Source organism: Bacteroides caccae (assembly GCF_002222615.2).
Taxonomy (GTDB): domain Bacteria; phylum Bacteroidota; class Bacteroidia; order Bacteroidales; family Bacteroidaceae; genus Bacteroides; species Bacteroides caccae.
The window spans coordinates 3,809,227-3,833,504 of record NZ_CP022412.2 but is presented as its reverse complement, the minus strand read 5'-3'; the positions used below and the strand labels follow the sequence as shown (position 1 = coordinate 3,833,504).

The window sequence follows — 24,278 nt, the reverse complement described above, 5'->3', positions numbered from 1 at the left end:
CGTGGATTCTTTGTATTAGGGCTTTGTTAACTTCTAAATATTGCAAAAGGTTTCCCTCCCCTCTGCCGCTCGTCAGAAGCAGGGGTAAAGAACTTTCATCACTTATCGTATCATTTTTCAGTATCGACTACTCTCAGAGAGCAGGAACAAAGGTTTCTCCGTTACCTACGAAGTAACGGGCCGTCTATTATTGAAACTTAGTGTTTAATAATATATTATTAATGTAATTTTTAAGTAGTTATGAAGAAAAATTTTGTTAGGGTAATGCTTTTCGGGGCATTGACGCTTGCAGTCACTACAACAGTCACAAGTTGTAAGGATTATGATGACGACATTAAAGGCTTGCAGGAACAGGTCGATAATATTAAATCGACTAATCCTGTGAGCACGGAAGACATGAAAGCTGCTGTTGATGCGGCAACGAAAGCTTTGGAAAAGAAGGTTAAAGACTTGCAGGATCTGGTTGACGGCAAAGTTACTGCCACTGATTTGGAAGCCAAAATTAAAGAATTGGAAGGTAAGCTGGCAGCTGGTGATAAAACCGTAGCTGATGCCTTGGCAGCAGCTAAGACTGAACTTACTGAATTAATAAATGGTAAAGCCAGTCAGGCAACAGTTGATGCCATTAATAGAGATATTGAGGCTTTGAAGGGAATGAAGACGACTCTTCAGGCTTTGATTGATGCAGAAAATAAGTTTATTGCTAATCCGGAGGATTTGAGCGGCTTCGAAAACACTAGCTTCGATAAATTCATCAATCAGAGCATTATAAATGCACTGAACGATAAAGGTGAAAACAAGGGAGCTATTGCCCAATATGTAATCGAAGCTGTACAAGCCGGTGTTGCATCAAATGCTAAAGCACTGAATGAGCACATTGAAGGCCTCGGAATAACCGGTGTAAAGGATTTGACGGGATTTGTAGATAAAATCTACAATGAAATCTTTAAAGAAAACGGTGTTATCAAAAAACAACTGGACAGTTTGGATGAACTGTTGAAAGCTATCAATGCACACGTAGGTACTGAGGAAGGTCAGTCTAAAGACTATGCAGCACTTATCAATGAGATTGTGGCTGCAAAAAATGCTTTGACTGCACTCCAAATTCCTGAAGGTAAGACTTTTGGGGAGGCTGTACAAGGCATCATTGACACTGAATTGACAAATGTAGAGTCTACATTAGGTAAGTTGAAAGCAGAATTGGAAGCAGAAATTACAGCACTGAAAGGCATGATCCAAAGTATCGTATACGTACCGGAATATGCAGACGGACTGGTTCAGCTTAGTACGTTCTATGCTAAGTTTGGTTCTAACGGTAATGCAGCCGATTGGGAACCGATGATTAGCGGTGGCGATGTGAAAGTGAGATTCCGTGTATCCCCGAGTAGTGCAGCGAAGGAACTGATTGATAATTTTGGACAGGCAACTGCTAAATATAATGTTGCAGTAGATTATCAGACGGTGAAAACACGTGCTACAGGTGAATTGTTCAATATTACAAAGATTGAAGCTGTAGAAGACGAAGCCAATCTGATTGAGGTGACTTTAGATGCTAGTAAGGCAGCAGCTAGCTATGCAATCGCTTTGACACTGACGGATAAAGTTGAAGGTGAGGCGAAGACTTTGAATGATATTTCTTCAAACTATTTCGTTGCTGTGAAGAATAATCTGTATATTAGCAAGGTAGAGTGGACTCCGAAAGAAAAGCCGGCAACATTAGTTAAAGGAAACACTATCGACTATAAAACGGGTGGTGACTATACTTTGACAGTTTATTCATCAGTAGATAATAATGGAGATGTTGAAGGCGAAGCCGACACAAGAACGAAGCTAAGTCAATATGGAATTTCTGCAGATAAGTTCCCTATGGAGTTAACTCTGGGAGGTACTAATGCCGCTAATTTTGAATTGTCTGAAGCAGGCGTGTTGTCTGCAAAAGAAGCAGCAGAAGTAAGTAACAAGGCGAAAGTATCGTATACAATAACAGTGTCTGGTCTGGGTGCTTCTTCTGAAAAAACAGTAGAATATACTGGTGATTATGGAGAGGTTAAATTGATCACTGAAGGTGAAGCACAAGAAGTTGTACTTGCTGCTGCGCAATTACCTCTTCTGTGGAATGGCGCAGAAAAATCATATACACTCGATGTAACTGCAGAAAGTGCTACCGTAGCTGCCGTAGCTAAGATAAAGGAAGCATTGGGCGTTGATAATTTCAACAATTGTACATTTACAGCAGTTCCGGTAACTCAGACAATTAAGTTGGGCAGTTCTAGCGGTGCTCTTGTCTTGAAAGTTCCTGCAAGCACAGTATGCGAAGCTACTGATATTACTACTAGAATTACTAGTCAAGACGGCAACAAGAGCATTGATGTAACAGTGAAAGGTGTAACGATAAGCTATCCTGATGCAAATGATGCAGCTTTCAAACTAATAGATAATGCTCAGACTTGGGACGGAAGTAAAGCAGTACTGGGTCGTACATTTACAGGTGCAGGTACTCAGGAAAGTAATTATACAGCTGTAACAGCAACAAGAAACCTGAAAGAGCTTTATTCTAACTATGCAGCTGTTGAGAGCAGTTTTGCTGGCTTAGGTTCCGGTGCTACTTTAAAGTTTGCTCCTGTTCTTGCTGAAGGTGAAGTTTCTATTACAGGTGTCACTGTAACTGAAAGTGGTGATGTAACTGTAACTAATTCTTACGAAGGTGATCCTATTAAAGTAACACTGACAGGAAAGTGCGGTGAACATGAAGTATTCTCTAAAGAAATTGCAGTGACAATTCCTGCTGATAAACTGAACGGAACATTTGCATATAGCGCAGAAAAACCGGAAGATCAAGGTAAACTTACTTATGATGTAACTTCAATAGAAAAGAGAAAAGAAGGTCTTGATTTGAAAACTGCTCTTGTTTGGAAAGATGCTACTGCTGCTGAAAACAAAATATGGCCGGAAGCTGCTGAGAATATTTACGACAGCAATGATCCTATGACTATATATGGTTTCGATGTAGAATATGTAATGGAAGAAGGTGCTAATAATGGCTTCTTTGAACCTACTATTGCTAAAGGCGTGCTCAAATTAACAACAACGGCAGCCGATTGGTCTGTAAGTGCAAAACCAATGGAAGTAAAAGTAACAGTTACTCCTAAATCTCCTTGGGGTGCTATGGAGGCTAAAACTGTAACAGTTACAGTTCCTGCATGGTAATAAGCCTTTGATGTATCAGACGATATCTCTCGTGATTCCCGGATTCATTTTCTGAAAGACCGGGAGATATCTTTGAAATCAACAAGATAAACCCTTCTTCACCCTCGTGGTGAAGAAAACTCCGAGAAGCACCAGTACGAAGCCATTCGCTTGTGAAAGTCAATCCTTCTATGCTGTGCTTCTTAAGAAAAGGGATGTCTTCCTAATAATTTCCCACTGACATCCCTTTTGCTAACTCTTAATGCATCTCCCTTATTATACCGGTCACAATTAGCCGGTCATGATTTCCCCTATGAAAGGGGGATGTCTTGAGAATACAAAAAGCCCGTGCTTGCGAAAGTCCGGGCTTTTCGTCCTTACATCTCCTTCTCTCTTATTCTAAAGGAAAAATGTTCTTTGTGAACAACTCATTTTTTATTCCAACCAGTTCTTATTCAACAAAAAAGCCTTATCTTTGTTGTAAGATACACAATCAACACGTATAATGGGAAGATTTATTAATCCCTTTACCGATTACGGCTTTAAGTTTTTATTCGGCAGAGAGGTAGAAAAGGAGTTATTAATCAGCTTCTTAAATGATTTGCTCGTAGGAGAGCATGTGATAACCGACATTCAGTTCCTCAACAACGAACAACAGCCGGAAGTAAAAAATGAACGAGGGATCATCTACGATATCTACTGCATGACCGATACAGGTGAGCGTATTATCGTGGAAATGCAGAATCGGGAACAACCTTATTTTAAGGACCGTGCTCTTTTCTATCTCTCAAGGGCCATTACGCAACAAGCCAAAAGGGGACAATGGAATTTCCGGTTGGATGCTGTATATGGAGTGTTCTTCATGAACTTTGTAATGGACAAGGACATGCCTGCAACGATAAGGACAGATGTTGTCTTATCCGACCGGGCTACAGGAAAGCTCTTTAATGACAAGTTTCGGCAAATCTTTATCGAATTGCCAAACTTTAATAAAGAAGAGGATGAATGCAATACGGATTTTGAACGCTGGATTTATATATTAAAGCATATGGATACACTTGACAGAATGCCTTTTAAGGCACGAAAAGCCGTCTTCGAACGACTGGAAAAGCTGGCTTCCAAAGCAAATATGACCCAGGAAGAAAGAGCACAGTACGAAGAAGAATGGAAAGTCTACAATGACTATTTCAATACGCTGGATTTTGCTGAAAAGAAGGGGATGCAGAAAGGGATGCAGAAAGAAAAGGAAGTAACAGCCCGTATCATGAAATCCAAAGGTCTTTCTCTCGAACTAATTTCGGAATGTACCGGACTTACAACCGAAGAAATTGAAAAATTAGAATGATAGAAACAAAAAGGCGACCCGTTTCCCGCGAGCCGCCTTTTCTGTCTATTTGATTTCGATTTCTTCCTTCATGTCGATTTCTTCTCCATGTGTATCATAGAACACATATTGTAAGAAAGCGAGTTTCTGACTTGGAATAACCTTGATACCGAATCCGTATTTCATCTGCCATTTCCGTTTCAGGGAAACGAGTCCCTGATTGATGTAGGCGGCAACATACGGATGGACGTGTAACGAGAATTTCTTAACCTTCAGTTTGTTGACCAGATAATCAATTTTACTCTCCAAAGTGTCCGTAAAGAGAATGGACGACTTGATAGTGCCTTTTCCGAAGCAGGTAGGACAAATTTCGGTCGTGTTGACGTCCATAGCCGGACGCACACGCTGGCGTGTAATCTGCATCAGCCCGAATTTGCTGAGCGGCAGAATATTATGCCGTGCCCTGTCTTTCTGCATATTGGCACACATCCGTTCATAAAGCTTCTGACGGTTTTCGGCTTCATTCATGTCGATGAAGTCTACGACAATGATACCACCCATATCTCTTAATCGCAGTTGGCGAGCCAGCTCGTCGGCGGCTCCCAGGTTTACTTCGAGTGCGTTACCTTCCTGCCCGTTGGCATTCTTGGTGCGGTTACCGCTGTTCACGTCTACTACGTGAAGCGCCTCAGTGTGCTCAATAATCAGATAGGCACCACTCTTGTAAGAGACTGTTTTACCAAACGATGATTTAATCTGCTTGGTGATACCGAAATTGTCGTAAATGGGAAGCTGGCCTTTGTACAGTTTCACGATGTTTGCCCGGTCGGGCGCGATCAGTGATACATAGTCTTTGATTTCGTTGTACACAGCCTCGTCGTTGACGTGAATATTCTCAAAAGAAGGGTTGAAGAGGTCGCGCAACAAACCTACGGCGCGACTGGTTTCTTCATAAATCAACGTCGGATACTTGGTGGCTTTCTGTACTTTAGCCATTGCATCTTCCCAATGTTTAACCAGGACTCTAAGCTCTCCGTCGAGTTCGGCTACGCGTTTGCCTTCGGCTACCGTGCGGACGATGACACCGAAATTTTTCGGCTTGATGCTCATCAGCAACTGTTTCAGGCGGGCGCGTTCTTCGCTCGATTTAATTTTTTGCGAAACAGAAACCTTGTCATTGAAAGGGATAAGCACGAGGTAGCGTCCGGCAAATGAAATCTCGGACGTCAGTCGCGGTCCCTTAGTGGAGATAGGTTCCTTTACAATTTGCACCACTACTTCTTGTCCCACCTTGAGTGTGTTGGATACGGTTCCGTCCTTGTCAAGATCGGGAAGTAGGGTTGCTTTGCTGATAGAAGTCAGCTTCTTCTTGTCGCTTAAAGTCTGCTTTATAAACTTTTCGAGTGAGTTAAATTGAGGACCCAGGTCAAGATAATGAAGGAAAGCGTCTTTCTCGTAACCGACGTCCACGAAACATGCATTCAGACCGGGCATCAATTTCTTGATACGTCCCAAATACATATTGCCCACGGAGAAAGAAATGTTTCTCCCTTCGCTTTGAAGTTCCACCAGACTCTTATCTTCGAGAAGAGCGATAGAGACCTCTTTGGGTTGTACGTCAACTACTAGTTCACTTGTCACTGTTTTGTTTCCTTATTATTGATTGAATCTCATTTACTATGAACAACTTTTTTGACAAATTGTTCATTTTGGGTTAGCTACTTAAACAAAGAACAAACTTGAAAGACATCGAGCTTCGCAAGTTTGTTCTTTATTTCTGTGTGATCCAGACTTAAAAATTATTTTTTGCTTTTATGTCTGTTCTTTCTTAGTCTTTTTTTACGCTTGTGCGTAGACATTTTATGTCTTTTTTTCTTCTTTCCGCTTGGCATAGCTTCACATTTTATGGGTTAATACTCTTGTTAAATTTATTTTTTTACTGAGATTGTAAATGTCTTAGCCGGTTTGAAAGCCGGAATGTTGTGCTCGGGGATGATGATAGTAGTATTCTTGGAAATGTTGCGAGCAGTCTTCTGGGCTCTTTTCTTCACCACGAAGCTACCAAATCCACGAAGGTATACATTCTCATCGTTAGACAACGAATCTTTTACGGCATCCATGAATGCTTCAACTGTTGTAAGAACGGTTGTCTTGTCAATACCGGTTTTCTTTGTAATCTCGTTTACAATATCTGCTTTAGTCATTTTTCCTTAAAAAAAATATTATTACTAGGTTTTTGCTAATTTTTTGGACTGCAAATATATAGCTTTTTGGTCTGCTAAAAAAATATATTCTGCACATTTTTCTAAAAAAGTGGAGGCATTAAGTTTTCTTAGAGTCAAAAGAGTTACTTTTGTACTGCTTTTGGATAGTATTTGCAAGATAAATGTAAGACGAACAACCGATATGGGAATGAATATTTTTAGTAAAGCAATTATAGACTGGTATAAGGAGAATAAACGAGAATTGCCCTGGCGGGAATCTTCGGATCCTTATCTGATATGGATTTCCGAAATTATTCTTCAGCAGACACGCGTGGCGCAAGGCTACGATTATTTTCTACGGTTTATCAAGCGTTTTCCTGATGTGCAGAGCCTGGCGGATGCGGACGAGGATGAGGTGATGAAGTTCTGGCAGGGGTTGGGATATTATTCGCGTGCCCGTAATCTTCATGCGGCGGCGAAAAGCATGAACGGTGTTTTCCCTAAGACATATCCGGAAGTACTTGCTCTGAAAGGGGTGGGAGAGTATACGGCAGCGGCTATCTGTTCCTTTGCCTATGGAATGCCTTATGCGGTGGTGGACGGCAATGTGTATCGGGTGCTTTCCCGTTATTTCGGTGTTGATACGCCGATTGATTCGACGGAAGGGAAGAAGTTGTTTGCTGCCTTGGCGGATGAAATGCTGGACAGGAAGCAGCCGGCTCTTTACAATCAGGGGATTATGGATTTCGGTGCGATACAGTGTACGCCACAATCGCCTGACTGTCTGTTTTGCCCGTTGGCGGAGAGTTGTTCGGCACTTTCTGCGGGAAGGGTGGCACAACTGCCGGTGAAGCAGCACAAGACGAAGATAACGAATCGTTACTTTAATTATATTTATGTACGTGCGGGCGCGTATACCTTTATAAATAAACGGACGGCGGATGATATTTGGAAGAATTTGTTTGAATTGCCGTTGATAGAGACTTCGGTTGCTTTGTCGGAGGAGGAGTTTCTGGCTTTACCCGAATTTAGGGAGTTAGTGGCAGAGGGGGAGAAACCGGTCGTGGTGCGTTCGGTTTGCAGAGAGGTGAAGCACGTGCTGTCTCATCGGGTGATTTATGCTAATTTCTATGAGGTGACTCTGCCCGCAGAGTCGGCTTCTTTCGGTAACTATCGGAAAATAAAGGCGGAGGAACTGGGGCAATATGCCGTCCCCAGATTGGTGCACGCTTTTATTGAGAAGTATGTCGATTCGAAATAAAAGTTACAACAATCCTTGCATTCTATTGTTATTCTGTTTAATTTTGGCAGCAGATTTGAATTAAAGAATGATAAACTTGATACATATATGTCAGTAAACAGAGTGATATTGATAGGTAACGTGGGACAAGATCCACGGGTGAAATACTTTGATACGGGGTCGGCAGTGGCAACTTTTCCGTTGGCTACGACCGATCGCGGATATACATTGCAAAATGGTACGCAGATTCCCGAAAGAACTGAATGGCATAATATTGTAGCATCCAACCGTCTGGCTGAAATCGTGGATAAGTATGTACACAAAGGTGACAAACTGTATCTGGAGGGAAAGATCAGAACTCGCTCTTACAGCGACCAGTCGGGAGCTATGCGCTATATCACCGAGATTTATGTGGACAATATGGAAATGTTGACCCCGAAAGGGGCCGGCCAAGGTGCGGGCACTTCTGCACAACAGGGGGCTGCAACACCGTCACAACAGCCGCAGCAAATGCAACAAAACCAACAGCCGCAGCAGTCGCAGGCGCAACCTGTACAAGATAACCCGGCAGATGATTTGCCGTTCTAAATACTGTGACAGTGTGCCAACTGGTTTATAAAAGCTGATTGGCACATTGTCTTTTGTTTAACTAAAATATATACTCTTTGGACTCAGATGGTTATTTAAGCCAATTGGCTGATATTTTCAACGGTATTACCGTAAACACTCCTTCTATCTCTGCTATTATTGCCATAGTGCTGGCTGGTGTGCTCCTGCTTGCTTCCGGCTTTGCTTCGGCTTCAGAAATAGCTTTTTTCTCGCTTTCTCCCTCGGACAAGAATGATATTGACGAACGCAAACATCCTGCTGACGAAAAGATAAGCTTTCTTCTGGATGATTCCGAACGTTTGTTGGCAACGATATTGATTACTAATAATTTTGTGAACGTAACCATTATCATGCTCTGCAATTTCTTCTTTATGAATGTGTTTGTATTCCATTCTCCGTTGGCAGAGTTCCTGATATTGACTGTTATTCTTACTTTCTTACTGCTGTTGTTCGGTGAAATCATGCCGAAGATTTATTCGGCGCAGAAGACGTTGGCTTTCTGCCGTTTCTCCGCACCGGGGATTTATGCCTTGGAAAAGGTATTCTATCCGATTGCTTCTGTCTTGGTGCGCTCTACTACTTTCCTGAACAAGCACTTCGCCAAGAAGAATCATAATATTTCCGTAGATGAACTGTCGCATGCACTGGAGTTGACGGATAAGGCGGAAATCTCCGAGGAGAATAATATTCTGGAAGGGATTATCCGTTTTGGTGGCGAAACGGTAAAGGAGGTAATGACGTCGCGCCTGGATATGGTCGATCTGGATATCCGTACCCCTTTCAAGGAGGTGATGCAGTGTATCATTGAAAATGCTTATTCGCGTATTCCTATTTATTCCGGTTCGCGGGATAATATAAAAGGGGTGTTGTATATCAAAGACCTTCTGCCGCATGTGAACAAAGGAGATAACTTCCGTTGGCAATCATTGATCCGGCCTGCTTATTTTGTGCCGGAGACAAAGATGATTGATGATTTGCTTCGTGATTTTCAGGCGAACAAGATTCATATTGCTATCGTTGTGGATGAGTTCGGAGGTACTTCCGGACTGGTGACAATGGAGGATATCATTGAAGAAATTGTTGGTGAGATACATGATGAATATGATGATGAGGAACGCACGTATGTCGTGTTGAATGACCATACCTGGATATTTGAAGCTAAGACTCAGCTTACGGACTTTTACAAGATTGCGAAAGTGGACGAAGATGAGTTTGAGAGAGTGGTAGGGGATGCCGATACACTGGCAGGGATGTTGCTTGAGATTAAAGGTGAATTTCCCGCATTGCATGAGAAGGTGACTTATCATAATTATGAGTTTGAAGTGCTGGAAATGGACAGCCGCCGTATTTTAAAGGTGAAGTTTACGATCCTGCCGAAAGAAGAAACGGAAGGGGCGGAAGACAAAGAGTAAAATGGGATTATTTCTGCAAGATAAAACGAATGATACACAATGGGCTGTCTGGAAGGTGGAGGAATCACTGGAGGCATTGTTGGCTCTTTTACCTGATGCGCGCAGGGTCTGTTGTGAACAGGAACTTTTGCAATTTGCTTCCGAACGGAGAAAGATAGAGTGGTTGTCTGTCCGTGTCTTATTGTACTTTATGTTGAAAGAAGATAAGCAAATAGGTTATTCTTCGGAAGGCAAACCGTTTCTGACTGATGATTCCTTTTTTATCAGTATTTCGCATACGAAAGGGTATGTGGCGGTGATTCTTAATCCCAAAACTCCTGTTGGCATTGATATTGAACAATATGGCAAACGGGTACATAAAGTTTTCGATCGTTTTATTCGTCCGGATGAGCAGGTAGAGGCTTATCAGGGAGATACTACGTGGGGGGTACTGTTGCACTGGTCGGCAAAGGAAACGATTTTCAAATGCATGAAGAATGCCGACGCTGATTTGCGGAAACTTTGTTTATCGCATTTTATTCCTCAAAAGGAAGGCACTTTTCAGGTTAGAGAATATGCGACGGAAGGGCAGTCACTCTTTTCTGTGGGGTATCGTATCTGTGAGGACTTTGTGTTGACGTGGACTTCGTGTTGACGCGGACTATGTATTCTATAAAAAATAACGGTGAGCAATGAGTGGAGTCTCCACAAATTGTTCACCGTTTATCTTTGGTCACTTATCTTTCTTGTTAAGTCTGTAACTTAGTGCGCCAGACGGACAGAATGATTGTTTTATTTCTCAATTAACGTGATGCCGTCAAGACAGAAATAGGAGGCAGTGTTCATACCATATTCATTTTTATCACTAGAGTCGGGTATAAATTTAACTTTTACAGCATTTTGGAGCGGGGTTAGGTCAAACCATATCCATTCTTTAACAGGAAGGTCATTATCGGTCTTATAATTTGCTAATAAGATTTCTGCTTTTCCTGTTTCATTACCAGCTTCATCGTATCCTGTTGCTGTAACTTTATACCAATCTCCCGCCTTGAAAGCCCTTGCATAACCGTCTCCTTGTATCATACCCATGTATGCCCATGTACTGTTTGCTATCCAGGTTCCTTTTAATTTATAGTTAGTATCTAATATGGTCAGAATTGCTGGAGTTCCATATTCTCCGTCGGTACTGTCTACACCAATATACACACTACCAATTTTAGCTTTACCTGTTATTGGTGCAGGACTATTGGCTGTTTGATTATCTGTTATATTCATATAAGAAAATCCGGCAAAACTATAACCGGAACCCCAGTCGGCATAATAGTGGTTGAAATTAATTAAGTTTTTAGGATCTTTGAAATCAGTTTCTTGGAATGCCTGATTGTTGGGGGTACCGTCTGCGATAAATTGACTGTTTTCCTCGGTCAATAGATTCTCAAAACTAACGACCACTTCGTTTTTTACATCATCGTCATCATCCCCGCAACTGCAAAATACAAATACTGACAACAGTAGTAATAAAGATAATTTCTTCATGTCCTTTTTTAATTTTTAGTTATTAATTGTTTTATTGATTAATTCTTGAAATGCAGGTTTTCGACAGTTGTTACTTCTGTCGATATTTCTCCCATTTGCCCTGAGTCTTGATTGACGGCAGTCATGATTTTCACAAAGTCTATACAATCCAAAACGATGGATTCTCCATTGCTGTCTATTGCCCAGTCTATTTTAAAATTACTGCCTTCTTTATCATTGCGATGATTGTCGGCATATCCCCACGGATAGCAATATCCTACCCATAATCCATTTTCCGGAACAGCATTGTCCTTTAAGCGTGTTCCCCGGAATGTTATTTCATTTTCCTGTATCCATACAGGATAATAGGACTCTTGGTTATGAAAGCTGTTCCGGAGGATTTCACCTTCGTTTCCTTGATTGTCTTTCCAAGAGACATTCTGGTTTGCCGGTTCCGGTCGATAATAAGTGATCTCATATCCACGTGTCTCCGTATCTTTCCCGTATTCGCTTCCGGCCAGCTCATACCACTCATCATCGGGTTCTCCATTGCCATTTACATCTTTAGATACAAATACGATACCCGGTTCGGCGCTTCCCCCTAATTTTCCTGTTTCTGTTTTCAGATTGTAATAAGCATTTCCTTTTATCTTGAAATCATACTCTCCTTCTACGTTCGGGATTGATTGCGGGAAACCCAGAACAATGTAACCGCCGAATCCTCCTAAAGTGATGATTGATTTTTGCCGTATTTTGCGGGTTGCTTCTTTCAGTATATCATCATAGGTAAATCCATTTTTATAGGCAGATGTAGTAGTATTGATAAATTGTCCCGGAGCCGGCCTGTACTCCCATACCTTATTGGCAAAAGCCAATGAATTTTCTGTTTCTCCGGTATCATCAATATCGCTTCGGGAAGCCTTGTCGCTGAATACGATTGTATTTGGATTCAGTCCGATATTATTTAGGCGGAACAAGAGTTGTCCTTGTTGGTTGAAACAAAGCAAATCTCCATATACGGTGTAGTCATAAGCGTCTGTGATATATATATTCCCACTGTAGGGATTGACATTGATTCCATAAGGAGTGCTGATATTGGTTCCGTCCGTAATGAAATTTTCACGGACAGTTTCTCCTGTTTTTAGATTGAATGTCTTGATAGAAGCGGTTTGTGTACTGTAATTATAGTTATATAGATAAGCAATCTCTCCGTCAATAGCAAAGTTTTGTACTCTCTCATTATAGTGGGTGACTACCTTTGTCCGGCAATCTATTTTTGCGAAATTATAATCTCCGGCTTCTACATCTTCGCCACGGGTGGCTACATAAACGACTTTTTCTTTCGTATCGGCAATGATCTTTCCCGGATTCGGACCTACGATAATTTTATCGGTTTCCTTGAATGTAGCGATGTCAACCACGGACACTGTATTGTCTACCCCCAATCCCGACGCATGGTCCAATCCGCCGGAGTTGGAAACATATAACTTGTCATCCTGTACACAAATTCCGTCAGGATTACGTCCCACTGTTGTCATAGCGTCTATGGTAAGCGAAGCCGTGTCAATACGTGCTACCGTACCGTCATAAGAACAGACATAGGCTTTTTCTTTATGAAAAGCAATGTATCGCGGTTCCCGGGGATTTCCGTTCTCTGTCAGCATTTGAATCTGTTTCAGCGAGTTTCCCGTTTGGAAATCCACTATTTCTATCGTACTGGAAACGTTGGCTACAATATATATCTTGCTACCGTAAATTGCCAGATCATTAGCCGTATCTCCCAGTCCCCGGTGATTGATCGTCTTGAAATAATTGCGTACCATTCGCTGGTTATTGAAAGAAAAACGCATCAGCGAACTGTTATTCTGATTGAACAATCCTTCGCACAACGCATAGAGTTCGGCTGTATCCGTCTCTGTCGGGTCACCTGTGATGTCCGATGAGGTGAAGGGCTTGTCCTCCATATCATCGCAAGCGTTGAGTAATAATAGCAGCGGCAGACAGAGCCGGAATATATATGTCAATTTCCTTTTCACGTCCATAATATCCTTTTATAATATTAATATCTTATCTTCAATGTTGCCCTGACTGAACGGCCGGGCATGGGGAAGAACTGAACAATCTCGTAATTTTTATCCAGCAGATTCAAAACCTCTACGCTAAGAGACGTTGTAACTTTTCTTATCCGGAAGTCTCGGCCGGCTGAAATACTGTGATCGCTGTAACTGGCCAACCGGTTTTCGGGAATGTTCTGTCCCAACGCATAACGTTTTCCCGAAAAGAGGAACGAATAAGATAAATCTATCCAGGGTGTTTCGATGCCCGCTTGTCCCGAAGCGGAGACGCGGGGGGTGTAGGCTATCTGATGTTTATAAGTCGATTTGTTCGAGCTGGCGTCCGGAGTTGTGACATCTAATGCCCGTTGATAAGTATAGTTCCCGGAAAAATTGATACGGATACTTTCCCGGGGTTGGAGCGATAGGCTTCCTGTGGCGTCAATACCTTTGATCTCTACACTGCCCAAATTCCTCATGCTCCACACAGCAAGGTTCTTGGTCGGGTAAGCAATGATTTTGTCCGTCACTTTGTTATAATATGCGTCAACGGTTGCCGACAGGTAGGGCAGGAATGTACATACATTTCTGCTATACGTCAAACCGATATTGTATTGACGGGCATTTTCGGGTTTCAATTTGCTGTTACCCACTTCCTGATAATATAAATCATTGAAACTAGGCAAACGGAAAATATCTTTGTAGAAGAAACGGACACGAAATTCTTCATTCCGGAAAGGCTTGAATGTGGCGCTGACGTAAGGAGTTAATTTGCGGTGATTGCCTGCGCTTCCTCCCTTGTCGGCCTGCTCGTTGATAACGGTTGCCAAGGCGGAAACAGATAGAGTGAACCATTCGTTGACGTATTTTCCGGCAATGGCTGTCAACCACGAATAGCGTGTGGGATGTGCAAAGTCTGCCATGTTGGCATTCATCGTGTTGATACTGCCGTCGGTAGATAATGAAAACGAAAGATTGTTCAGCAGCCTGTATAACACGGAGGCGGAAAGATAGTATTCCTGCTGGTAATAGCTGTTCTCTGTTTTGCCTTCATTGTTTTTGATAGCAGGGTCCAGATAATGCTGGTAACTCCAGTTCCATTTGGCAGAAGTCCGGAATACCCATTGCCGGCTGAATTCCTTTTTATATTGGCTTTGTATAAATGTATTTTTGTCCCAGAGGTGCTGTGCGGAAAAGTCGTTATATAGCGTGGTCGCTTTCGGCAATCCCCTGGAAGACTGGAAGTAGTAAGCTTTTAGCCGCCATTGCTCTTTGTCGGAGAAGTTGCCGTAAAGCCCGGCTTCGGCACGGAACGTTTCGACATCCGTGTTCTTCCGTTTTTCACGTGAAGTCAGGTCGTCTGCTGCGTTTCCATAACGTAGCGTGTACGGATATTGTCCGTCTGACGACATCCATTCACCGTTCGCCGAAACTGTCCATTGGGGGCTGAGTTGTTGTTCCAATAAGATAGAGGGATTGACAAGTCCCCACGAACCGGTTTTGAAAGCAGCGCTTATATTAGTTCGTTTCCCTTTCTCAAAGCGGGGAGTGAGCGTCTGTATGTCCAATATTCCTGCAGAAGCGAAGAAACGTGCCGGTTGGAAGATATTGTCACTCTGCCCGTTGCTCAACGAAAGTTGATCTACATTATCAAGTGAGAAACGGCCGATGTCGATCTGTCCCGTCTGACAGTCCGTTATGGCAATTCCGTCATAGCCTACGGCGGTGTGCTGTGCTCCCAAACTGCGTATGGAGACAGTTTTCAGACCTCCTATGCCTCCGTAGTCTTTTACAGTCACACCGGCAAAATGCTTCACCGCATCGGACACTTGCAAGGCGTGCAGATTCTTCAGGGCTTCTTTGGAAAATAGTTGTAGAGGTGCAGTAGAACGGACCTCACGGGTCTGGTAAATATCAGAAACGGTAACCTCCGGAATAAAATAGGTATGCGTTGTATCCACTTTCTGCTGTTGTGCAAAAAGCGGTATGGATAGAAATTGGCAGCAGAATGCTGCACAGATACTCATATAAAACGTCACATATCTCATCCTTGATTTTCTGGCTGTTTTCACATTTTAAAAGTGTCCGGGCGAAATCCCTTCGACCGGACACGCTAAATAAACTTTGGCAGAGTTTATTAATTTAAACATACTTTCTCTGAATCAGAGTGATGAATGAAATGATAGACGAATTGTCCGGTTCATTAGACTCAACGCTTTTTCCTCGAAAGCAGTGAAATTGGTTGCACGGCAGGTCTTCTGACTTGTTCCTGTTGCGGGCGCCTTCCCGGAAGTTTCTTTCCAGTGGCTAAAAGTAGGTTGCTCGCAACGTAATGTGTGGAACTTACAGCAGCGGGACTGTTCAGGATTTACACCTGATTCCCTTTTAATCGCTTCCCTCGTATGTGAGAGTTGCAAACCGATGCGCGACAAAGATAGATAGTTTATTTGTTTTATGCAAGAAAGAAGAAGATTATTGATGTATCATCAGGTATTCTTCAATCGCTTGTGTGGTAGCATCTTTCAACAATACGGTTTTCTCTTTATTTAATAGGTATAAAGTAGGGATCGCTTTCAGGTCATACAGTTGTTTCTCTTTGATTGTGAATTTCTTATCATATCCGTTAATCCATTCTTTGGGAAATTCATTCAGATGTTTGCGCCAGTCATCCAACTCTTCATCGGGGTAGATAGAAAGGACGATCAGCTTCTTCTCCTTTATGAGTTGGCTGATGATAGGGGCTTGCTTTAAACCTTCGATTGTCTCCGTACAAGCGTGGCAACCGGGATTATTGATAAATAGCAGAAGATAATCGGCATTAAGCTGATAGAGGGAGCCTTGAGCGCCGGAAGCAAGGGTATAGGTGAAGTTTATAGCTTTGGTGCCTATGCGGTTCTTTTGAGCTAATTCCAACCGTGCCTTGGGGCGTACTTTTTCTATCTCTTCCAATACGGGAGAGGCTGCCATTGCTTCCAATACGGGAATATAAAATTCCTCGTTACGCATCGGAGAGTTGGGGTCATATAAGTATTTATCCGCTAAATCGGTGATGTAGGCGAATACTTTCTTGTCTACGTTTGTGCGGTCGATCGTTTTGCGTATAGCTTCCTGTGCGGTTTTGAGGGGGACATGATTCAGAATGTCGCAGTAATCCACCCACGCCTGTTCGGTTATTTCCGGATGATGAATGTAGTTGGTGTCGGCGAAGTTCACATTATCCCAGTAGTGCTTTACTAAGAACTCGGCACGTTGTTCCGGTGCTACCATTATTTGAGGGATAGCGGGCAGCGTGAAAGTCTTGATAGTGTCCTGTGACACTTCGTTTTTAGTCTGGCTTGAAGCATTCCCGCTTTTGCAGGACCAAAGGAGGAGGAAGCAGAGAATGGGAAGGATATTTAAGTTTGTTTTCATGACTTGCTGTTCTACATTTATCTGATTATTTTTCAAGTTGCAGGCAAAGATAACTCCCTTTTTATTTTATTCAAAACATTCTTCTTTTTTTGTTCGGCAGGATATTATTTGAAGTTATCAGTTAACTATAATTTCGTCGGAGGGACTTGACAAATGCTTTTTTATGTTGTATATTTGTAGACAGAGAACGTGAAATCAATAACAGAAGAATGAAAAAGTATGGAATAAAAGTAGAAAGTGGTGTAATTTTACAACAAATATAGATTGTCTCCTCCTTTTTTGATGAGGGGAAGGGCGATCAATACTGGCTAAAGGCTGCGAATTTTATAAGGTTCGCAGCCTTTTTTGTTGTATTATTTCGGATGTTTTTCTATGAATTTTTATTTTAAAGTTTATAATAAACGGAGGGGACGTTTATAATAAACGATCATTGAATTTATTAATAACGATAAGAACGTTTATGTAGTGGAATGTTCGTTTTTTTATATAACGCTTATTCTAAGTCTCGAGATTTGTATTTTTATGGTAATAATAATTGAAGTCTTTCTCCGGTAATTTTTTCGGAACGTGTAAGCAGACTCGAATGAGACGAGTAATAATCTATATCTGCCGGAGAAAGATTATTTCTCTTTCCCCAGTGTAAACACGAATTCCAGTCCACCGCTTTGACTGCTTTTGGCGGAGATATTGCCGCCATGAATAATCACGGCATTTTTTACGATAGCCAGCCCCAAACCGGTACCGCCCAGTTTGCGTGAGCGACCTTTATCTACCCGGTAGAAACGCTCGAATAAACGGTTCAGGTGTTCGGCCGGTACGCCTACGCCCGTATCGGAGAAACTGAAATAGTAGAAGTTCTCGTCCTCACGGAAACAGTTGATGTTGATTTGAATATTCGTTCCGGCGTAAGCAATCGCATTATCCATTAAATTGCGGAAAATGGAGTAGAGCAGGGAGTAATTACCCTTGATCTGTATTCCCTTCTTTAATGAGTCGACGATAGTGATATGTTTTTCTTCCAATTCCAAAGCAACTTCGTTGATGATGTTACCTACCAATACACTGATGTCCACCCGTTCCATGTCGATCATGTTGGCGGCTTCGTCCATGCGCGTCAATACAGATATGTCACGCAACAGCCGGCTCAGACGATTACTTTGTGCATAACAACGTTCAAGGAAAGTGTTCATTTTCTCCCGTGAAATATTATCATTGTTGACGATTGTTTCCAGATACCCTTGGATACTGCTGACAGGTGTTTTCAATTCGTGGGCAATGTTCTGCGTCAGTTGGCGTTTCAGGCGCACCTGTTCTTCTTCCTGAGTGACATCGTTGATAGAAATCTCGAAACTGGCATCTTGGAAGATAATACATTCTACGATAAATGTCCGTCCGTTCTTATTAATAGTAATAGACATCCGCTTCTCATCTTTACTGAGCGAACGTTGTTGCTGGTTCTTGTTTATAAAATGGATAATCTCTTTCAGCTCACTGATTGCAAAGACCTCTTCCGTCGTTTCCAGGTTAGAGTCGGAAATCAGATTGCTGTATTGGGTAAAGAGATTGTTGACCAGAATCTCCTTTTTGTCTTTCGTGAATATCCCTAGTCCCTCGTGCGAAATCTGAAGATGGGTAATCAGTTTTTCACGTTCGATATAGAGTGCTTCTTTCGTTTCGTGCAGACGTTTGTAGATCTGAATGATATGCTGTGAAATTTCTCCCAGTTCGTTGTGCGGAAAGGCTGACTGCATCGCCATTTCGATAGGCTCATTCCGGTCGGCACGCATGGCAAACTCGCGGAGTTGGCTGATCGAAGTTCCCAGCTTATTGGTGAATTTATAGAAAATAATCATCAGCAATAAAGAAACAATCACGGTGAACCACAGGTAATGCGGGTCTGCTTTCAGGTTATTGATTAAGCTGACATTATACGGCAACGCCGACCGGACAATATAATCCCCGTAACGTGTGGCGGAGTAAAAATAAGGAAGTCCGGTGGTTTCGGAAGTACGGCGTACATCGAATCCGTTTCCTTCTTTCAAGGCTCTCTGCACTTCGGGACGGTCGCGGTGGTTTTCGTGTTTTATTTCTTGTGTCTTATAACTGTCATAAATGACATTTCCCTGCAAATCAATCAGCGTCACACGCAAATCCTTCAATGCATGGTTACGGATATATTTGTCGGTAGTTTCTTCGATAGCCGGACTATCGTTCAGTTGTTCGTACAGCCGGCTGTTATAGTCTTGTAACTGTGTATTCAGCAGTTCGACTTTATATTCCCTTTCCCGTTGGTACTGATAGGCGATGAAACAGATTGCGAATACCAGGAACAACGAAATGACCGAAAGAAAGAGTTTCCGGCTGAAAGAGAGGAAATGTTTTTGATTGACAGGTAGGTTCATAATCAATAATTATTCTGCTTCGAAACAGTATCCGTATCCGAGGCGGGTGACAATGCATTTGCCGTATTCGCCTATCTTTTTCCGCAAGCGGGTGATATTTACGTCGATAGTACGGTCGAGCACGTAAACTTCATTGCTCCAGATGCGGGTGAGGATATCTTCGCGTGAAAATACACGTCCTTTGTTCTGTACCAATAGAAGCAATATTTCAAATTCTTTTTTAGTAAGCTGCACTTCTTCGCCGTCGATACTAACCTTTTTCTTGGTAATATCAATGACCAATGACTGATAGACGAGCCGTTCGGGGGCTCTTTCCGTTTCCGCTGTTGCGGTACGCCGGAGTACGGCCTTCACACGTGCGATCACTTCACGCAGGGAGAAAGGCTTGGAAATATAATCATCCGCTCCCAGGTTAAAGCCTGTGACCGTATCGTTTTCCGTATCTTTGGCTGTGATAAAGATAATGGGCACTTTAGCTGTTTTCTTGTCTTTTTTCAACATATTCGCCATTTTGAAGCCGGAGATTTCTCCCATCATCACATCGAGGAGAATCAGGTGATAACTGCTGATGTCCATTTTTAGCGCTTCTTCGGCAGAATTGGCGGTATCCACTTCATAACCTTCGTTTTCAAGATTGAATTTCAGAATCTCACAGAGGTCTTCTTCATCGTCGACAACTAAAATACGGGTTTCGTTCATAAGATATATGTATTAATGTGATATGACAAAGTTAGTCTTTTTTTTATTTCGGGACAAAGATGAGGAGACTTTGTTACGGGCGGATGAAACAAATATTACAATCGTATTACATTCGGCGGAATACGGCTGTTCGGACGAAATTTAATAGTTTTTATTGGCCGGGGGAGGAAAAAACGTTTGTTATTTGTTATCTTTGTTAGAGAAATAGAATAGCAATAGATTAAAATACAACTTGCAAGCAATGATAAAATTTGACTTGAAAAATCACAGGCGCGAAGTGATAGGGGCGATCATCGTCCTTTTCCTTCTGATAGGAGGGATTTCCGTTTTTAAATACACCTCTTTCAATTCCGGTTTCGAGATTGTTGATGATCTGGGAGGGAATATCTTTCCTTCCGCCATACTGTCGGTAGCCACCACGGATGCGCAAGTAATCACGCCTTCGGACTCTATGTATCTGGGAAATCCGAAGTCATGTATTGCCGTGCGGGTGAAATCAAGAACCGCTTATAGCCGTGTGCGTATCGAGGTGGCGGAGACGCCTTTCTTCTCCCGTTCCGTGTCGGAGTTCGTTCTAAATAGACCGCGGACTGAGTATACCATTTATCCTGATATAATCTGGAATTATGAAGCATTGAAAAATAATGTTCAGGCCGAGCCGGTCAGCGTAGCCGTGAAGGTGGAAATGAACGGAGACGACTTAGGCCAGCGGGTGCGTACTTTTTCAGTACGCAGCATCAACGAGTGTCTGTTGGGATATGTGGCAAACGGAACAAAATTTTATGATACCAGTATCTTCTTTGCCGCCTATGTCAATGAAGAAAATCCTATGATTGACCAATTGCTTCGCGAAGCGTTGAATACCCGTATCGTGAATCGTTTTCTGGGATACCAGAGTAAGGCGAAAGGTGTGGTAGACAAGCAAGTCTATGCTCTTTGGAACATCTTGCAGAAACGCAAATTCCGTTACAGTTCGGTTTCCAATACCAGCCTGTCGAGCAATGTTGTTTTCTCGCAACGGGTCCGCACGTTTGATGATGCACTGGACTCTTCACAAATCAACTGTGTGGACGGTAGTGTGTTGTTTGCGTCGTTGCTTCGTTCTATCAATATAGACCCGATTCTGGTACGTACTCCGGGACACATGTTCGTGGGGTATTATACCGACAACTCCCATAAAGACATGAACTTCCTTGAAACAACAATGATTGGGGATGTTGACTTGGATGATTTCTTCCCCGACGAGCAACTGGATTCCACCATGGTAGGTAAATCACAGAACGAAATGTCTCTGCTCACCTTCGAGAAATCCAAACAATATGCCAACAAGAAGTACAAAGAGAACGAAGAAGGTATCCATTCCGGAAAGCTGAATTATATGTTTTTGGAGATTTCCAAAGAAGTACGCAGGAAAATACAACCGATAGGGAAGTAGTGAACACTTTTTTTCGTATTTTTGCCCGAGTAATCATTTTAATGAAAAAGGATGCAAGGCAAGAAATTTATCTCTCCCGGAGCATGGTTTTCTATGAACTATCCGTCGGACTGGAATGAGTTTGAAGACGGCGAAGGCTCTTTTCTTTTCTATAATCCCGATGTATGGACGGGAAACTTTCGTATATCTGCATTTAAAGGCAATGCTACTTACGGCAGGGATGCCGTTCGGCAGGAACTGAAAGAGAATGAATCGGCTTCATTGGTGAAGGTCGGGGCATTGGAGAGTGCATATAGCAAGGAAATGTTTCAGGAGGAAGGAAAATACTATACTTCTCACCTGTGGATTACCGGTATCGGCAATATCGCTTTCGAATGTTCGTTTACCGTTCCCAAAGGCGGAAGTGTGAAGGAAGCAGAGGAGGTTATCGCCACTCTGGAGATTCGCAAGGAGGGTGAGAAATATCCGGCGGAACTTATTCCTGTCCGTCTCTCCGAGATTTATCAGATTAATGAAAGCTACGAGTGGGTGGTATCTACCGTGAAAGAGGAACTGAAGAAAGATTTTCAGGGAGTGGAAGACGACTTGGAAAAACTTCAGCAGGTGATTGACAGTGGCAAGATAGGACCGAAGAAAAAGGACGAATGGCTGGCAATCGGCATAACGGTATGCACCATTCTGGCCAACGAAGTGGAAGGCATGGAATGGAAGACCTTGATTGACGGCAACCGTGAAGCTCCCGTACTTGACTACAAGGACCGGATTATCGACCCGATGAAGATAGCTTGGAGCAAAGTAAAAGCAGGGCAGCCTTGCAATGTTATTGAAGAATATAAATCCTTGATTATTAATTACTAACCACTACCTAACTAATTACTAAACTACGTGGCAGTACCTTATTTACAAGTAGACAACCTGACCAAGTCCTTCGGCGACTTGGTTCTTTTTGAAAATATATCTTTTGGCATTGCCGAAGGCCAGCGTGTGGGACTGATCGCCAAGAACGGTACCGGAAAAACAACCTTGTTGAATGTCATCGCAGGCAAAGAAGGATATGATAACGGAAATATAGTTTTCCGTCGTGACCTTCGTGTCGATTATCTGGAGCAAGACCCGCAATATCCTGAAGAATTGACCGTCCTTGAGGCTTGTTTTCATCACGGCAACAGTACCGTGGAACTGATAAAGGAGTACGAACGTTGTATGGAAACCGATGGACATCCCGGGATGGATGAGCTTTTGGTGCGTATGGACCAGGAGGAGGCATGGGAATATGAACAGAAAGCCAAGCAAATCCTTTCTCAACTCAAAATCCGTAACTTCGACCAGAAAGTGAAGCAGCTCTCCGGCGGACAGTTGAAACGTGTCGCCTTGGCTAACGCCCTGATTACTGAACCGGACTTGTTGATTCTTGATGAGCCTACCAACCACCTTGATCTGGATATGACCGAATGGCTCGAAGAATATCTCCGCCGTACCAATCTCAGCTTGCTCATGGTGACGCACGACCGTTATTTCCTCGACCGTGTCTGCTCGGAGATTATCGAAATAGACAATCGGCAGCTTTATCAATATAAAGGGAATTATAGCTATTACCTCGAAAAACGTCAGGAACGCATCGACGCAAAAAGTGTGGAGATAGAACGTGCCAATAACCTCTATCGTACCGAACTTGACTGGATGCGCCGGATGCCGCAGGCACGCGGACATAAGGCCCGTTATCGGGAAGATGCTTTCTACGAACTTGAAAAGGTGGCGAAGCAACATATCCGCAATGATAATGTGAAACTGGAAGTAAAAGCCTCTTATATCGGCAGCAAGATATTCGAAGCCGATCATCTTTATAAGAGTTTCGGTGACTTGAAGATTCTGGATGATTTCTCTTATATTTTTGCCCGTTATGAGAAAATGGGAATTGTAGGTAACAACGGAACGGGAAAGTCTACATTTATCAAAATACTCATGGGGCAGGTACAGCCTGATAGCGGTACGGTGGATATCGGCGAAACGGTTCGTTTCGGTTATTATTCGCAGGACGGTCTCCAGTTTGACGAACAGATGAAGGTGATTGATGTGGTACAGGATATTGCCGAGATCATAGAACTGGGTAACGGCAAGAAACTGACGGCATCCCAATTCCTTCAACATTTCCTGTTTACTCCCGAAACGCAGCATAGCTACGTTTATAAATTGAGTGGAGGTGAACGTCGCCGTCTGTATCTCTGCACGGTTCTGATGCGTAATCCCAACTTTCTGGTGCTTGACGAGCCTACCAACGACTTGGATATTATAACTTTGAACGTGCTCGAAGAATATCTTCAGAACTTCAAAGGTTGTGTCATTGTGGTGTCACACGACCGTTACTTTATGGATAAGGTAGTGGATCATTTAATGGTATTCAACGGACAGGGAGATATCCGTGACTTTCCCGGAAATTACAGTGATTACCGAGATTGGAAAGATGCGAAAGCGCAACAGGAAAAAGAGGCTGAGAAACCGCAGGAGGAGAAGACGGCCCGTGTCCGTCTGAATGATAAGCGGAAGATGAGCTTCAAAGAAAAACGTGAGTTTGAACAACTGGAAAAAGAAATAGCCGAACTGGAAACGGAGAAGGCGCAGATTGAAGAACAGCTGTGCAGCGGTACGCTCTCTGTGGACGAACTGACCGAGAAGTCAAAACGATTGCCGGAAGTGAATGACCTGATTGATGAAAAGACTATGCGCTGGTTGGAACTCAGCGAAATAGAAGGTTGAATTCCGAATAACAATAAACCCGAAAATTCTGATAACCAGATACCCCTGATAACA

At 42.8% G+C, this 24,278-nt stretch carries 17 protein-coding genes and 1 riboswitch; of the genes, 9 read left to right on the top strand and 8 right to left on the bottom strand.

Annotation, left to right across the window (positions count from 1 at the left end; all coding sequences use genetic code 11):
* The first annotated feature begins 240 nt into the window (after nucleotides 1-240).
* Nucleotides 241-3,207, top strand: a complete 2,967-nt coding sequence (locus CGC64_RS15795) for a coiled-coil domain-containing protein (RefSeq protein ID WP_005677940.1) — start codon at nucleotides 241-243, stop codon at nucleotides 3,205-3,207.
* A 484-nt stretch (nucleotides 3,208-3,691) separates the two neighbouring features.
* Nucleotides 3,692-4,531, top strand: coding sequence for an Rpn family recombination-promoting nuclease/putative transposase (locus CGC64_RS15790; RefSeq protein ID WP_005677941.1), 840 nt, complete (start codon nucleotides 3,692-3,694; stop codon nucleotides 4,529-4,531).
* Between the two features lie 45 nt (nucleotides 4,532-4,576).
* Here the strand turns inward: CGC64_RS15790 and CGC64_RS15785 are convergent, their stop codons facing one another.
* Complete coding sequence (locus CGC64_RS15785; RefSeq protein WP_005681476.1) at nucleotides 4,577-6,151, bottom strand: Rne/Rng family ribonuclease; 1,575 nt, start codon at nucleotides 6,149-6,151, stop codon at nucleotides 4,577-4,579.
* A gap of 287 nt (nucleotides 6,152-6,438) precedes the next feature.
* On the bottom strand, nucleotides 6,439-6,714 hold the full coding sequence (locus tag CGC64_RS15780; protein WP_005677943.1) for an HU family DNA-binding protein: 276 nt from the start codon (nucleotides 6,712-6,714) through the stop codon (nucleotides 6,439-6,441).
* 208 nt (nucleotides 6,715-6,922) lie between these two features.
* Between CGC64_RS15780 and mutY the strand changes: the two genes are divergently transcribed.
* The 4 genes from mutY to CGC64_RS15760 all read left to right on the top strand — a co-directional run bounded on the left by mutY (nucleotide 6,923) and on the right by CGC64_RS15760 (nucleotide 10,609).
* Nucleotides 6,923-7,975, top strand: a complete 1,053-nt coding sequence (mutY, locus tag CGC64_RS15775; RefSeq protein ID WP_032855251.1) for an A/G-specific adenine glycosylase — start codon at nucleotides 6,923-6,925, stop codon at nucleotides 7,973-7,975.
* 87 nt (nucleotides 7,976-8,062) lie between these two features.
* Nucleotides 8,063-8,542, top strand: a complete 480-nt coding sequence (locus tag CGC64_RS15770) for a single-stranded DNA-binding protein (protein ID WP_005677946.1) — start codon at nucleotides 8,063-8,065, stop codon at nucleotides 8,540-8,542.
* 77 nt (nucleotides 8,543-8,619) lie between these two features.
* The gene (locus tag CGC64_RS15765; RefSeq protein ID WP_005681474.1) at nucleotides 8,620-9,975 is read left to right on the top strand and encodes a gliding motility-associated protein GldE; all 1,356 of its coding nucleotides are present in this window, start codon (nucleotides 8,620-8,622) and stop codon (nucleotides 9,973-9,975) included.
* Between the two features lies 1 nt (nucleotide 9,976).
* Nucleotides 9,977-10,609, top strand: coding sequence for a 4'-phosphopantetheinyl transferase family protein (locus CGC64_RS15760; protein ID WP_005677949.1), 633 nt, complete (start codon nucleotides 9,977-9,979; stop codon nucleotides 10,607-10,609).
* Nucleotides 10,610-10,746: 137 nt separating this feature from the next.
* Here CGC64_RS15760 and CGC64_RS15755 read toward each other — a convergent pair whose 3' ends face one another.
* The 6 genes from CGC64_RS15755 to CGC64_RS15730 form a co-directional block, all read right to left on the bottom strand.
* On the bottom strand, nucleotides 10,747-11,490 hold the full coding sequence (locus CGC64_RS15755; protein ID WP_005677950.1) for a DUF4465 domain-containing protein: 744 nt from the start codon (nucleotides 11,488-11,490) through the stop codon (nucleotides 10,747-10,749).
* 38 nt (nucleotides 11,491-11,528) lie between these two features.
* Complete coding sequence (locus CGC64_RS15750; RefSeq protein ID WP_005677951.1) at nucleotides 11,529-13,511, bottom strand: YncE family protein; 1,983 nt, start codon at nucleotides 13,509-13,511, stop codon at nucleotides 11,529-11,531.
* Nucleotides 13,512-13,528: 17 nt separating this feature from the next.
* Nucleotides 13,529-15,571, bottom strand: coding sequence for a TonB-dependent receptor plug domain-containing protein (locus tag CGC64_RS15745; RefSeq protein ID WP_032855222.1), 2,043 nt, complete (start codon nucleotides 15,569-15,571; stop codon nucleotides 13,529-13,531).
* Nucleotides 15,572-15,754: 183 nt separating this feature from the next.
* A riboswitch (cobalamin riboswitch) is annotated at nucleotides 15,755-15,961 on the bottom strand.
* A 34-nt stretch (nucleotides 15,962-15,995) separates the two neighbouring features.
* On the bottom strand, nucleotides 15,996-16,934 hold the full coding sequence (locus CGC64_RS15740; RefSeq protein WP_005677953.1) for a DUF5106 domain-containing protein: 939 nt from the start codon (nucleotides 16,932-16,934) through the stop codon (nucleotides 15,996-15,998).
* 620 nt (nucleotides 16,935-17,554) lie between these two features.
* Nucleotides 17,555-19,336, bottom strand: a complete 1,782-nt coding sequence (locus CGC64_RS15735) for a sensor histidine kinase (RefSeq protein WP_005677956.1) — start codon at nucleotides 19,334-19,336, stop codon at nucleotides 17,555-17,557.
* Nucleotides 19,337-19,345: 9 nt separating this feature from the next.
* Nucleotides 19,346-20,035 (bottom strand): response regulator transcription factor, encoded by a 690-nt coding sequence (locus tag CGC64_RS15730; RefSeq protein ID WP_005677957.1) that lies wholly within the window; start codon nucleotides 20,033-20,035, stop codon nucleotides 19,346-19,348.
* Between the two features lie 241 nt (nucleotides 20,036-20,276).
* Here CGC64_RS15730 and CGC64_RS15725 point away from each other — a divergent pair, with 241 nt between their 5' ends.
* The 3 genes from CGC64_RS15725 to abc-f are packed head-to-tail and all read left to right on the top strand — an operon-like array spanning nucleotide 20,277 to nucleotide 24,224.
* Entirely contained in the window at nucleotides 20,277-21,470 is a 1,194-nt protein-coding gene (locus tag CGC64_RS15725) for a hypothetical protein (RefSeq protein WP_005677958.1), read from the top strand.
* Between the two features lie 51 nt (nucleotides 21,471-21,521).
* Nucleotides 21,522-22,328 carry a DUF3805 domain-containing protein gene (locus CGC64_RS15720; protein WP_005677959.1) on the top strand — a complete coding sequence of 269 codons (807 nt, stop codon included), beginning with the start codon at nucleotides 21,522-21,524 and terminating at the stop codon, nucleotides 22,326-22,328.
* A 27-nt stretch (nucleotides 22,329-22,355) separates the two neighbouring features.
* Complete coding sequence (gene abc-f / locus CGC64_RS15715; RefSeq protein ID WP_005681459.1) at nucleotides 22,356-24,224, top strand: ribosomal protection-like ABC-F family protein; 1,869 nt, start codon at nucleotides 22,356-22,358, stop codon at nucleotides 24,222-24,224.
* Nucleotides 24,225-24,278 lie beyond the last annotated feature (54 nt).

Bases quoted from the DNA above. Each gene is read 5' to 3' on its own strand.
- CGC64_RS15795 (WP_005677940.1), top strand. From the start codon at position 241: ATGAAGAAAAATTTTGTTAGGGTAATGCTTTTCGGGGCATTGACGCTT.
- CGC64_RS15790 (WP_005677941.1), top strand. From the start codon at position 3,692: ATGGGAAGATTTATTAATCCCTTTACCGATTACGGCTTTAAGTTTTTA.
- CGC64_RS15780 (WP_005677943.1), bottom strand. From the start codon at position 6,714: ATGACTAAAGCAGATATTGTAAACGAGATTACAAAGAAAACCGGTATT.
- mutY (WP_032855251.1), top strand. From the start codon at position 6,923: ATGAATATTTTTAGTAAAGCAATTATAGACTGGTATAAGGAGAATAAA.
- CGC64_RS15770 (WP_005677946.1), top strand. From the start codon at position 8,063: ATGTCAGTAAACAGAGTGATATTGATAGGTAACGTGGGACAAGATCCA.
- CGC64_RS15760 (WP_005677949.1), top strand. From the start codon at position 9,977: ATGGGATTATTTCTGCAAGATAAAACGAATGATACACAATGGGCTGTC.
- CGC64_RS15755 (WP_005677950.1), bottom strand. From the start codon at position 11,490: ATGAAGAAATTATCTTTATTACTACTGTTGTCAGTATTTGTATTTTGC.
- CGC64_RS15750 (WP_005677951.1), bottom strand. From the start codon at position 13,511: ATGGACGTGAAAAGGAAATTGACATATATATTCCGGCTCTGTCTGCCG.
- CGC64_RS15745 (WP_032855222.1), bottom strand. From the start codon at position 15,571: ATGAGATATGTGACGTTTTATATGAGTATCTGTGCAGCATTCTGCTGC.
- CGC64_RS15740 (WP_005677953.1), bottom strand. From the start codon at position 16,934: ATGAAAACAAACTTAAATATCCTTCCCATTCTCTGCTTCCTCCTCCTT.
- CGC64_RS15735 (WP_005677956.1), bottom strand. From the start codon at position 19,336: ATGAACCTACCTGTCAATCAAAAACATTTCCTCTCTTTCAGCCGGAAA.
- CGC64_RS15730 (WP_005677957.1), bottom strand. From the start codon at position 20,035: ATGAACGAAACCCGTATTTTAGTTGTCGACGATGAAGAAGACCTCTGT.
- CGC64_RS15725 (WP_005677958.1), top strand. From the start codon at position 20,277: ATGATAAAATTTGACTTGAAAAATCACAGGCGCGAAGTGATAGGGGCG.
- CGC64_RS15720 (WP_005677959.1), top strand. From the start codon at position 21,522: ATGCAAGGCAAGAAATTTATCTCTCCCGGAGCATGGTTTTCTATGAAC.